Here is a 12,044-nt window from a genome sequence, read left to right as displayed (position 1 = left end):
GCGCGCCTCGCCCGGCTGCCCATGATGCCGGCAAAAGACATCAGGAGAGACATGCCATGGGCGCTGCTTTGGTTGCCGACGCGCTGATCGACCGCGCGATCAAGGCCACCGGCCTCGATCGCTTCGATTCGGACAGCTATCGCGAAGGACTGGACATATTGCTGGCCGACGCGAACCAGGCTGGCCTGTCGGACAGCGGCCATGCGCGGATGGAGGCCAATGTCGTCGACCTCCTGTCCAATCGCCTCAGGACCACCGATTATCTGGCGCAGCGGCCCGAGCTGCTGGAACGGCCGGTCGAACGGCCGGTCTTCGTCTTCGGCATTCCCCGCACCGGCACGACCCTGCTCAGCAATCTGCTGGCCTGTGATCCGGCCCGGCGCTCGCCGCTGACCTGGGAGATTGACGAACCGGTGCCGCCGGCGACCAGCGCCACGCTCAAGAGCGATCCGCGCGCCATCGCCCGGCTGGAACAGGAAAAGGCGATGCTCGCCGCCCGGCCGGAAATGGGCAAATATTATCGCAATTCGGCCGTCTATCCCAATGAATGCATCTTCTTCATGGCGCATGATTTCAAGGCGCTGGCGCTGGAATCGCGGGGGAAGCTGCCCAATTATCGCGACTGGCTGTTCTCGACCGACATGACGTCGGCCTATGACTATCACAAACGCTTCCTGCAATTGCTGCAGGCCGATGCGCCGGGCGTGTGGAACCTCAAAATGCCGAGCCATAGCCTGTGGATCGAGACGATCCGCAAAATCTATCCCGATGCCCGCTTCATCTGGACCCATCGCGATCCCTATACCGCCATGGGCAGCTTCTGTTCGATCATCAGCCTGGGGCAGATGGCCTTTACCGGTCGGGTCGATCCCGAATGGCTGGCGGAAAACTGCACCTATCAGGCGCGGCTCCATGCCGACCGGATCATGGACGCGCGCGACCGGCTCGGCGAAGACAGCATGGTCGACGTCCATTATGCCGACCTCACCAGCGATCCCATCGGCACGATGCGCCGGCTCTATGCCGCGCTGGGCGATGATTTCACGCCGGAGGCGGAGGCCGCGATGCAGTCCTGGCTGGATGACAATCCGCAGGGCAAGTTCGGTCGCCACGACTATAAGCTCGCCCAATATGGCCTGTCGGTCGAACAATTAGCGCCGCATTTCGAGCGCTATCTGGCGCGCTATGACGTCGCGCGGGAGGGCTGAGCCATGCTGACCGGCCATCATTTCCAGAACGCCTATGTCACCCGCAATGTCGACAAGGCCGTCGCCCAGTTCCGCGACCAGGCGGATGTCCGCTCCCTGTCCGAAATCGAGGTGCCGGTGCAGCTCTGGACGCCGCAGGGGGAGGGGCAGGGGGTGCAGAAGCTCGCCTTCGTCTGGGTCGACGACATGCAGTTCGAGTTGATCCAGCCGATATCGGGCGATGTGCTGGCGCTTTATCGCGATGCGCTGCCCGCCGACGACCGGCTGGTCTTCCACCATATCTGCAACCGGGTCGATGACTGGGCGGCCTTCATGGCGCGGGTCGAGGACCAGCCCTATCCGGTGGTGCTCAAGGGCGGGACGCCGGGCATGTTGGAGTTCGTCTATCTCGATACCCGGCCGTGGCTTGGTCATTATGTCGAATATGTGTGGATGGGGCCGGACCGCTGGCGCGGCATGGGTGGCCTGTAAAGGAGAGCGAATATGATCAGCATGGCCCGTTTCGGCACCCGCGACCTCGACGGCGCGAAGCGTTTCTATGACGGCATTGCCGGACTGCTGGGCGCGGTGCGCGCCTATGACCGGCCCGATCTGGTCGCCTACAAGACGGCCGAGGGCGGTATGCTGCTGATCGGCATTCCGTTCGAGGGGGATGCAACGCCGGGCAATGGCAATCAGGTCGGCATCCAGGCGGACAGCCGGGCACAGGTCGATGCGGTCCATGCCCGCGCGCTCGAATTGGGCGGCAAGTGCGAGGGCAAGCCCGGCATTCGCGGTGATGATCCCAACGGCTTCTACGGTGCCTATTTCCGCGATCTGGACGGCAACAAGATGACGATCTTCCGCTTCGGCCCGCCCGACGCCTGATTCACAGCAGGCTGCCGCCGTCGACCGGATAGACCTGGCCGGTGATGAAGCCGGCCTGGTCCGACGCCAGGTAGACGGCGAGCGAGGCGACTTCCTCGGCAAAGGCGACCGGGCGGCCCAGCACCGTCTGGCGCGACCGCTTCTCCATGTCCTTCGGGCTGGTGCTGGCAAAGGCCCGGCCGAAGAAGTTGCGATCGGGGTGGAATCGGCTGCCGCTGGAGAAGGCGGCGGGATCGCGCGAGACCGTGCCATAGGGGGCGACGCAATTGACGCGGATGCCGTGCGGCCCGACTTCCTTCGCCAGCACTTTGGTAAAGCCGTGGACCGCCGCCTTGGCCGCCGAATAGACCGGCAGCATATAGTCGCCGACGATGCCCGCGGTGGAGCCGATATTGACGATCGCGCCCGCCTTGCGCGCGATCATGCCGGGCAGTGCCGCATGGGTCATGCGCAGCAGTGTGCCGAGGTTGAGGTCGATGTCGCCGGCCCAGCTTGCCGGATCGGAATCGACGAAAAATCCCGCGCCGATATTGCCGCCGACATTGTTGACCAGGCTCGCGACCTCGCCCAGCGCGGAGGCCGCCGCCATTATCTGCCCCGGCGCGGCCGGATCGCTGAGGTCGGCCGCCACGAAACGGGCGTCCTGCGCGCCTGCGGCGATCGCCTGCTCCACCAGCCGGGCGCCAGCCGCCTGGTCGCGCCCCACCGCGACCAGCTTCACCCCTTCGGCCGCCAGCCCCAGGCTGATGGCGCGGCCGATATTGGCGGTCGCGCCGGTCACGATCGCGACCCTGCCTGTCATTTGCATGTCCATTGCGCTCTCCCCTCTCATGCGCCATCGGCTGGCGATCATGCAGGGGGAAAGGGCAGGCGCAAATCGCCTGGGGGATCAGTGACGATCTGGTGGAATCGCGATGGCGATATGTCGCCATCTGCAAGGCGGCCGGGCTTCTCGGGCCGCCAATATCAGGCATAACGAGAATCAACCAAAGCAAAAAAGATCACTGCATCAATGGTGACTCAATAGTCAACATGATGTTTATTTGGGGAGGCTTCACTTATGAATCGCATGTCGGCCTATTATTTGATCGGCGCGAGTGTCGCGGCACTCACCATCGCGACGCCAGCTCTTGCCCAGGCGCCCGAGGAGCAGGCTGCAACCAGCAACACTGGTTTCGACGCCCAGATCATCATCGTCGAGGCGCGTCGTCGCGGCGAAGACATTCAGGACGTGCCTGCCGTGGTCAACGCGGTCACCGAACAGGCGATCGGCAACCTCAACATCCGCACCTTCAACGAGGTCCAGGCGCTGGCGCCGGGCCTTGAACTGACCAACAATGCCAATGGCATCGGCGGCAATGCGCGCCTGCGCGGCGTGAATTTCGACGCCAATGCCAGCGGCAACAGCGGCACCATCCAATTCTACTTCAACGACGCGCCGCTCTCGCCGGGCGCCGTGTTGCAGCAGATGTACGACATCGGCCAGATCGAAGTGCAGCGCGGGCCGCAGGGCACGCTGCGCGGCCGCGCCTCGCCGTCGGGTTCGATCACCATCACCACGCGCAAGCCCGACCTCAACCAGTTTGGCGGTTTCATCGACTGGACCGGCAACGATATCGGCACGCTCAACTTCAAGGGCGGGCTCAACCTGCCGATCATCGAAGGGATCGCCGGCATCCGCGTGTCGGGCGTCTGGAACGAGGATGATGCCGATCGCGTTCGCCCGATCAGCGGCGGACCGAGCCCCTGGTCGCGCACCAAGAGCACGCGCATCGTCGGCACGATCGAGCCGACCGACTGGCTGAAGCTGGAGGGCACCTATCAATATATGGACCGCGATGCGCGGACCTATGACCAGGCGATTTCCTTCAGCGAAGCCAATCCCGACGCCACGCCCAGCCCGGTGCTGATCACGGCCAAGGATCGCCTGTCGATCCAGGAACAGCCGCGCATCATCAACCAGCGCTTCGACATCTTCAATTGGCGGTCGGAACTGGCCTTTGCCGGCCAGCGCCTGATCTATCAGGGTATGTATACCAAGCAGAAATTCCATTCGACCGACAATGTCGACGATGGCAATTTCTTCATCGGCCGCGACGTCAACCAGGTCACCGACACGGTGGCCAAGGAAACCTCGCATGAAATCCGGTTGCAGAATGAAGAGCGTGTCTTCGACATGTTCGACTATGTCATCGGCTTCTTCGACGACCGGCTCAACCCGCCGACGCACCTGACCTCGCCGACGATCGTGCGCCTCCCTGCGGCCTTTGGCGGCGGCATCGCCTCGGTCGTGCAGACCGAGATCGACCGCACCGGCAAGTCGCACGAACAGTCCTTCTTCGGCAACCTGACCGCCCATTTCGGCGAGGCAACCGAATTGTCGGGCGGCCTGCGCCAGATCAAGTACAAGTCGAACAACTATCTGGCGGTCAACGGCAACACCATCGCCGCGGACTCGCAGGATACCGACAAGCTGATCTACAGCGCGTCGATCAAGCATAATTTCACGCCGGACTTCCTGGTCTATGCCGCCACCGGCAGCTCCTTCCGTCCGGGCATCAACGTGGTCGGCGACTTCAACATCGCGCCGTCGGCGCTGGAGCGCTCCTTCCTCGACCTGCCGCCCGAAACCTCCAAATCCTATGAGCTGGGCTTCAAGAGCACGCTGATGGGCGGGCGGATGCGCTTCAACGTCACCGCCTATCACCAGAAGTACAAGAACTTCCCCTATCGCGTGCCCAACAACGGCGTTTATTATGTGAACACCGTCGCCGTCCGCAATGCGGCCGGGCAGGTGACCGGCACCGCGCAGCAGGTCGGCTCGTTCAACTTCGTGGGCGCCGTCCCGGTCGAGGTGAACGGCGTGGAAAGCGAACTGGGCTTCGACATCACCCGCAGCTGGAACGTCAACCTGACCGGCAGCTATTCGCTCGGCAAGATCAAGAACGGCACCATCCCGTGCAACGACCTGAACGGCGATGGCATCCCCGATCCGGTCGGCAATGCGCCCAGCCTGGCGGAACTGCAGGGTGCGGTCGGCGCCGACAATCTCTCGGCTTGTCAGGTGAACCAGCGCGCGGCCTTCCTGCCGCCGATCACCGCCACGCTGCAGAGCGAGTTCCACACCAGCATTTCGGGCAAGACCGACGGCTTCATCCGTGGCCTCGTCAATTATAACGGCAAGTCGAAGGGCGATCCGGGCAATAATTATGACGATGTCAGCGCCTATGCGCTGGTCAATCTCTATGCCGGTATCCGCGATCCCGATGGCGGCTGGGAAATCTCGCTGTTCGCCAAGAATCTGTTCGACACGACCAAGGTGCTGACGCGGACCACCCCGCTCTTCACCGGCTATCAGCAGATCACCGGCTTCACCGCGACCGGCGCAACCACCGCAGCGGCGACCTATACCAGCACCTATACCGGTGCCACGGTCACCCCGCCGCGCGAATTCGGCGTCAATCTGCGCTTCGCCTTCGGTTCGCGCTGATCCATCCGCGCCAAGGGCCAGACGATCGGCCGGGCAGCCCCAGGGGTTGCCCGGCCGATCGGCGTTTGGGGCCATGGTCTTCGCGGGAGCGATGAGGGCGCGGGCGCCGGGCCGCAGCGATTGACTCTGGCCCCGGAGCGGGCAGGGATGGAGCCGATCAACAGGGCTGATCATTATAGGCTCTGAACGATCAACCTAGGTGAGGCAGCATGACGGACATTCGGAAAAGGCGCGCCCGCGATCCCGTGGCGACCCGTGAAGCCATATTGGAAGCCGCCCGTGCGCTGTTGGCCAAGGATGGGCCGGATGGCGTCAGCCTGTCGGAAGTCGCCCATCTTGCCGGCGTCAATCGCGGCACCGCCTATCAGCATTTCGAAACCCGCGAGAAGCTGATCGAGGCGACTGCGGACTGGGTGTCGGAACGCATGTTCCGTTCGGTCTTCGGCGATCCCGAGACGATCGGCGAGCGCCGGGTCGAGGAAGTCGACATTGCCGACACCACCGACCGGCTGGCTTTGTTCGCGATGGACAATCCCGAGCTGTGCCGCATCTGGCTGCTGCAATTGCTGGCCTCGCCCGATCCGATGGGGGATCCCTTCTGGCGCGAATATGAAGGTTCGCTCCAGCGCTTCGCCAACAGCGATCTCGCCGAAGACGGCGTCGATGCCGAAGTCCTGTCGGTGCTGATGCTGGCCGGTGCCTTTCTCTGGCCGATCTGGGCGCGCAGCCATGCCCGCGAAGAGGGGGAACGGCGGGCCCTTGGCCGTCGCCTCGCCCAGGAATGCCTGCGCCTGTGCATGTTCGGATCGATGCGCAGCGACAAATTCCCCGACATTGCCGAGCGGCTCGGCCGTCCGCTCGCGCCGCTCCCCAGGGTTGCCCAGGGATAGGCTGCCCGACTTCCCTTTCTCTCTTCAAGAAGGACCGACCGCATGTTTTCCGCCATCCTGATCGAAAAGACCGACGACAAGCAGAGCGTGTCGCTCGCCCAGGTCGATGAGGCGCAGCTGCCCGAGGGCGATGTGACCATCGACGTCGATTATTCGACCCTGAACTACAAGGATGGCCTGGCGATCACCGGTGCCTCGCCGGTGGTGCGCAAATTCCCGATGGTGCCCGGCATCGATCTGGTCGGCACCGTCCGCAGTTCCGACCATGGCGACTGGAAGGCCGGTGACAAGGTGGTGCTGAACGGCTGGGGCGTGGGCGAGGGCCATTGGGGCGGCCTCTCCCAGGTCGCCCGGCTGAAGGGTGACTGGCTGGTGCCGCTGCCCAGCGCCTTCACGCCCAGCCAGGCGATGGCGATCGGCACGGCCGGCTATACCGCGGCGCTCTGCGTCGAGGCGCTGGTGAAGGCCGGCGTGGCCCCCGATCAGGGCGAAATCCTCGTCACCGGCGCCACCGGCGGCGTCGGCAGCGTCGCGGTCGCTTTGCTCAAGAAGGCGGGCTTCACCGTGATCGGCTCGACCGGCAAGTCGGCCGAGGGCGACTATCTCAAGACGCTGGGTGCCGACGGCGTGATCGACCGCGCCGAACTGTCGGAAAAGGGCAAGCCGCTGCAGAAGGAGCGCTGGGCCGGCGTGGTCGACTCGGTCGGCAGCTTCACCCTCGCCAATGCCTGCGCCCAGACCCGCTATGGCGGTGCGGTCGCTGCCTGCGGCCTCGCCCAGGGCGCCGATTTCCCGGCGACCGTCATGCCCTTCATCCTGCGCGGCGTGCGCCTGCTCGGCGTCGACAGCGTGATGGCGCCCAAGCCCGTGCGCCTCGCCGCCTGGGCGCGGCTGGCGCGGGATCTCGATCCGGCGCTGCTGGAGGTGATCGCGCAAGAAATCTCGCTCGGCGATGCGATCGGCGTCGCCGCCGACCTGCTCGCCGGCAAGGTGCGCGGCCGCGTCATCGTCGACGTCAACCGCTAAGCCGATGGCTGCGCTCTCGATCGTCGCCGGCCCGCCTCTGTCGGAAGAGGAGGGCCTTGGCACGCTGACGCTCGGCGGCTGGCTGCGTGAGGTCACGCAGGCCCATGCCGGGCGGGAGGCGCTGGTCTTCCACGGGCCCGATGGCGTGGTCCGCTGGAGCCATGACGATCTGTGGGCGCAGGCCAATGCGGTCGCCCGGTCGCTCGTCGCCTGTGGCGTGGGCAAGGGCACGCGCGTCGGCGTGCTGATGACCAACCGGCCGGAATTTCTCTCGGCCGTGTTCGGCGTGGCACTCGCCGGTGGCGTCGCCGCCACGCTCAGCACCTTCTCGACCCCGGCCGAACTCGACCATCTGGTCCAGTCCTCGGCCTGCTCCGTGCTATTGCTCGAACGCGCGGTGCTGAAGAAGGATTTCGGGGCGATCCTCGCCGATCTGGAACCGGCGATCGGCGTCGCGGGCGACGGCCGGCTCGTCTCCACCCGCTTCCCCTTCCTGCGCCATCTTGCCGCCGTCGACGGGGCGATGGGCCGGATCGAGGGCTGGAGCGACTTCCTCGCGCGCGGTGACGCGGTCGATCAGGCGCTGGTCGATGCCGCTGCCGCCACCGTCATGCCGGCCGATCCGGGCGTGCTCTTCTTCTCCTCCGGCTCCACCGCCAAGCCCAAGGGCATCATCAGCGCCCATCGCGGCCCGACCCTGCAGCTCTGGCGCTGGAAACGCTTCCTGCAAGCCAAGCCCGATGCCCGCGCCTGGTCGGCCAATGGCTTTTTCTGGTCGGGCAATTTCTGCATGGCGATCGGCGGCGCGCTGACCGGCGGCGGCAGCCTGATCCTGCAACAGACCTTCCAGCCGGCGGAAGCCCTGAGCCTGATGGAAGCGGAAAAGGCGACCATGGCCTTTGCCTGGCCGCATCAATGGGCGCAGCTGGAAGCCGCACCCAATTGGGGTGATGTCGACCTGTCTTCGCTCTATTATGTCAATCCGGCCAATCCGCTCGGCCGCCATCCGACCGTCAGCACCGACTGGCAGGAGCCGATGGCTGCCTATGGCAATACCGAAACCTTCACGATCAGCTCGATCTTTCCGTCCGGCACGCCCGAGGAACGGATCGCCGGTAGCCATGGCGCGCCGCTGCCCGGCAATATCTTCAAGATCGTCGATCCGCTGACCGGCGCGGTCGTGCCGCTCGGTGAACGGGGCGAGATCGCGGTCAAGGGACCGACCTTGATGCTGGGCTATGTCGGCATCCCGCTCGATGATTCGGTCGATGGCGAGGGGTTCTTCCGCACCGGCGACGGCGGCTGGTTCGACACGGAAGGGCGGCTGCACTGGGAAGGGCGGCTCAACGACATCATCAAGACCGGCGGCGCCAACGTCTCGCCGATCGAGATCGACAGCGTCATCAAGACCTGTCCGGGGGTGAAGGTGACCCAGACCGTGGGCGTCCCGCATGAGACGCTGGGCGAACTGGTGGTCACCTGCATCGTCCCGCATGCGGATGCGACGCTGGACGAGGAGCGCATTCGCGGCTTCGCCAAGGAGCAACTGGCCAGCTTCAAGGTGCCTCGCCGCGTCCTCTTCTTTGCCGAAAGCGATCTGGAGCTGACCGGCAGCGCCAAGATCAAGACTGCGGACCTCAAGGCGCTGGTGGTTAAGCGGCTGGAGGTCGAGGCGGCGTGACCGATCCGGCCGGGCACTTGCGGGCGCCGCAATGCCTTGGTCGCCGGTCGCTGCTGCTGGGCGGTGGCGCGGCCTTGGTGCTGCCGCGCCAGGCGGCGGCGAGACGCGGCGCATCGACGCTGGGCCTGGCCGACACGACCGTGCGCAAGGAACTGGCGCGCGACTATGCCGGCACGCTGCGCGCCGTGGCGGCAATGGGCTATGGCTGGTTCGGCTTCCGCCTCGCTTCCTATGTCGCCAATGACCCGTCCGAACCCACGCCACAGGACAAGGCCCGCATGGTGCGCGATGCCGGCATGACGATGGGCGTGGTCCGGCTCGGCGTGCGCGGCGCGGACTATGACCGGCAGCTTGATCAGGCGGCGGCGATCGGCGCACGCATCGTTGCGCTGACCACTGCGCCGATCTTCATCGCCAGCCGCACCCTGGGCCAGACGACCCGCGCCGCGCTCGACGCCTATATCCCGCAGCTTGCGGCGCTGGGGGAAAAGGCGAAGGCGGCCGGCCTGACGCTCGCCTATCATAATCACTGGTATGATCTGATGCCGATCGACGGCGACCGGCCGCTCGACCTGATGGCCAGCCGGATCGCGCCGGACCTGCTCTCGTTCGAAGTCGATCTGGCCTGGGCCTGGTATGCTGGCGTGGCGCCGCTCGATCTGCTGGCGGCGCTGGGACCGCGCGTGGTGTCGATGCATCTCAAGGACATCGACCGGAACCATGGTACGGCGATCACCGACCATGCGGTCACGCCCGGCAGTGGCGAGATGGACTATGCCGCGCTGATGCCGCGGATCGCCCGGCTGACCCGCGCGACCGGCTATGTCGAGGTCGACAATCCCGAGGATGGGCTGGCGGCGGCACGCGCCGCCATGGCCTGTCTGCGCGGGCGATAGGGTTTCAACCAGAATAGGAGGCAGAGGATGGCGGGACGTTTCGCGGGCAAGACCGTGCTGGTGACGGGCGGCGCGGCGGGGCTGGGGCGCGCTTATGCGCTCGCCTTTGGCGGCGAGGGCGCGCATCTGATCCTGGCCGACATCAACGAAGCGGGGCTGGCCGAGAGCAAGGCGCTGGTCGAACAGCTTGGCGCGACTGCCACCGTCCATCGCGTCGACATGAGCGATGAAGCCGATATCCAGGCCTTCGCCGCCGATGTGCTGGTCGCCCATGACCGGCTCGACGTGCTGATCAACAATGCCGGCCTGCATCTGGGCGAGATTGCGCGCGGCTTCTTCGGCCTGGGCCAGGCCAAGTGGCAGCATTATTTCGCGGTCAACACCATCGGCCCGCTGCTGCTGGCCGAAGCATTGCGGCCGGCATTGGCGAAGGCGAAGGGCGTCATCATCAACAAGTCGTCGATGGCCAGCTATAACCCGGCCACCGCCTATGGCATCACCAAGGCCGCGCTCAACATCTTCACCCATGCGATGGCGATGCAGTTCGGCCAGGACGAGATACGCTGCGTCGGCATCGCGCCGGGCCTGATGGCGACCGAGGCGGCGCAGGACGGCGTCGCTGCCGACAATTGGGAACGGCTGAAGGGCATGCAGTCGGTCAAGCGCCAGGGCACGGCCGAGGATATCGCCAATCTCGGCCTGTTCCTCGCCTCCGACGAGGGCAGCTTCATCAACAATCAGGTGATATTGTGCGACGGCGGCAACCAGATGCGCGGTTTCCGTTTCTGATGGCCGCGCCCGATTTCGCCGACTGGCTGGCCATCGCCAATGTGAAGGCGCGCTATTGCCGCCTGCTCGATACCAAGGATTGGGATGGATTCGCCGCGCTGTTCACGCCTGACTTCCGGCTCGACGCGACCGGATCGGGCGGGCCGTTGCTGGAGGGGCGCGATGTCGCGATCGCCAGCGTCCGCGGCTCGATCGACGCGGCGCGCACCGTCCACCATGTCCATTCGCCCGAAATCGCCATAGACGGCGATGACGCGACCGCCATCTGGGCGATGCAGGACCATCTGGTCTGGCCCGATGGCCGCAGCCTGATCGGCCATGGCCATTATCATGAACAATATCGCCGGGAAGAGGGCCAATGGCGGATCGCCCGATCCCGCCTCACCCGACTGGCGATCGACATGAAGGCGCCACCGGCCTGAACGGGAAGGCGGGCACCCTGTCGTCATGCGTGGGGGACGTTGCCTTGTCCGCGCCACATATCTCCTCGATAAGGGATCATGACAGATCAAAGACATGATGCGGCCACGACGCTGGACCGCATCCAGCAAAATTTCCTGGCACGCTCCGAACGCCAGCTTCTCACCTGGCTGTGCGCGCATATGCCGCGACAGGTCACGCCGGACCTTTTGACCCTGCTGGGGCTGATCGGCGCGCTGATGACCTTCATCGGTTATACCGCCAGCAATGTCGGTGCATCCTGGCTGCTGCTCGCGATCCTGGGCTATGTCATCCAGTGGTTCGGCGATTCCATGGATGGCAGCCTGGCGCGCTACCGCCGGATCGAACGGCCCTCCTATGGCTATTTCATCGACCATAGCTGCGATGGACTGGTGACCTTGCTGATCCTCGCCGGCATCGGCCTCAGCCCCTATGTCACCATGGATGTCGCCCTGGTGGCGCTCGCCGGCTATCTGCTGCTGTCGATCCACGCCTATCTCTCCGCCCGCGTGCTGGGGGAGTTCAAGCTCTCCTATCTGTCGGCCGGCCCGACCGAATTGCGGCTGATGCTGATCGCGCTGACGGTGATGATGATGGTGCTGGGCGACAAGCCCGGCCTGTTCGGGCGCTGGTCCGGCTTCGACATCTTCGTCGGCACGGTCGGGGTGATCCTGATCATCCTGTTCGTCGGCCAGACGCTGGTGACCGGGCGACGCCTGGCCGCGCATGAGGCGGCAAACGGCCGGGGCTGATCGC

The 12,044-nt window shown here is 65.3% G+C and carries 12 protein-coding genes; 11 read left to right on the top strand and 1 reads right to left on the bottom strand.

What is annotated here, in order from left to right; all coding sequences use genetic code 11:
• The first annotated feature begins 56 nt into the window (after positions 1-56).
• The 3 genes from VHN57_RS19425 to VHN57_RS19415 are packed head-to-tail and all read left to right on the top strand — an operon-like array spanning position 57 to position 2,075.
• Entirely contained in the window at positions 57-1,208 is a 1,152-nt protein-coding gene (locus VHN57_RS19425; RefSeq protein WP_278986144.1) for a sulfotransferase family protein, read from the top strand.
• A gap of 3 nt (positions 1,209-1,211) precedes the next feature.
• A complete protein-coding gene (locus tag VHN57_RS19420; RefSeq protein WP_278986145.1) occupies positions 1,212-1,679 on the top strand; it encodes a VOC family protein in 468 nt (155 codons plus the stop codon).
• Between the two features lie 12 nt (positions 1,680-1,691).
• Positions 1,692-2,075, top strand: a complete 384-nt coding sequence (locus tag VHN57_RS19415) for a VOC family protein (protein WP_010336478.1) — start codon at positions 1,692-1,694, stop codon at positions 2,073-2,075.
• 1 nt (position 2,076) lies between these two features.
• Here VHN57_RS19415 and VHN57_RS19410 read toward each other — a convergent pair whose 3' ends face one another.
• Complete coding sequence (locus VHN57_RS19410) at positions 2,077-2,877, bottom strand: SDR family NAD(P)-dependent oxidoreductase (RefSeq protein ID WP_278986147.1); 801 nt, start codon at positions 2,875-2,877, stop codon at positions 2,077-2,079.
• Positions 2,878-3,135: 258 nt separating this feature from the next.
• Between VHN57_RS19410 and VHN57_RS19405 the strand changes: the two genes are divergently transcribed.
• The 8 genes from VHN57_RS19405 (at position 3,136) to VHN57_RS19370 (ending at position 12,040) form a co-directional block, all read left to right on the top strand.
• Positions 3,136-5,565 (top strand): TonB-dependent receptor, encoded by a 2,430-nt coding sequence (locus tag VHN57_RS19405; RefSeq protein WP_278986148.1) that lies wholly within the window; start codon positions 3,136-3,138, stop codon positions 5,563-5,565.
• 209 nt (positions 5,566-5,774) lie between these two features.
• Complete coding sequence (locus VHN57_RS19400) at positions 5,775-6,455, top strand: TetR/AcrR family transcriptional regulator (protein ID WP_279731456.1); 681 nt, start codon at positions 5,775-5,777, stop codon at positions 6,453-6,455.
• Positions 6,456-6,497: 42 nt separating this feature from the next.
• Positions 6,498-7,481 (top strand): acrylyl-CoA reductase (NADPH), encoded by a 984-nt coding sequence (acuI, locus tag VHN57_RS19395; RefSeq protein ID WP_278986150.1) that lies wholly within the window; start codon positions 6,498-6,500, stop codon positions 7,479-7,481.
• A gap of 4 nt (positions 7,482-7,485) precedes the next feature.
• Complete coding sequence (locus tag VHN57_RS19390) at positions 7,486-9,162, top strand: class I adenylate-forming enzyme family protein (RefSeq protein WP_423284946.1); 1,677 nt, start codon at positions 7,486-7,488, stop codon at positions 9,160-9,162.
• Positions 9,159-10,058, top strand: coding sequence for a sugar phosphate isomerase/epimerase family protein (locus VHN57_RS19385; RefSeq protein WP_278986152.1), 900 nt, complete (start codon positions 9,159-9,161; stop codon positions 10,056-10,058). Before VHN57_RS19390 ends, VHN57_RS19385 begins: the two co-directional genes overlap by 4 nt.
• A gap of 27 nt (positions 10,059-10,085) precedes the next feature.
• Complete coding sequence (locus tag VHN57_RS19380) at positions 10,086-10,847, top strand: SDR family NAD(P)-dependent oxidoreductase (RefSeq protein ID WP_214868890.1); 762 nt, start codon at positions 10,086-10,088, stop codon at positions 10,845-10,847.
• Positions 10,847-11,269, top strand: a complete 423-nt coding sequence (locus tag VHN57_RS19375) for a nuclear transport factor 2 family protein (protein WP_278986153.1) — start codon at positions 10,847-10,849, stop codon at positions 11,267-11,269. Before VHN57_RS19380 ends, VHN57_RS19375 begins: the two co-directional genes overlap by 1 nt.
• Before the next feature lie 78 nt (positions 11,270-11,347).
• The gene (locus VHN57_RS19370; protein WP_017501849.1) at positions 11,348-12,040 is read left to right on the top strand and encodes a CDP-alcohol phosphatidyltransferase family protein; all 693 of its coding nucleotides are present in this window, start codon (positions 11,348-11,350) and stop codon (positions 12,038-12,040) included.
• Positions 12,041-12,044: the final 4 nt, after the last annotated feature.

This window comes from Sphingobium salicis subsp. salicis (assembly GCF_049472635.1).
Classification (GTDB): domain Bacteria; phylum Pseudomonadota; class Alphaproteobacteria; order Sphingomonadales; family Sphingomonadaceae; genus Sphingobium; species Sphingobium yanoikuyae_A.
The sequence above is the reverse complement of the archived record's forward strand: the minus strand, read 5'-3'. Positions and strand labels throughout refer to the sequence as shown.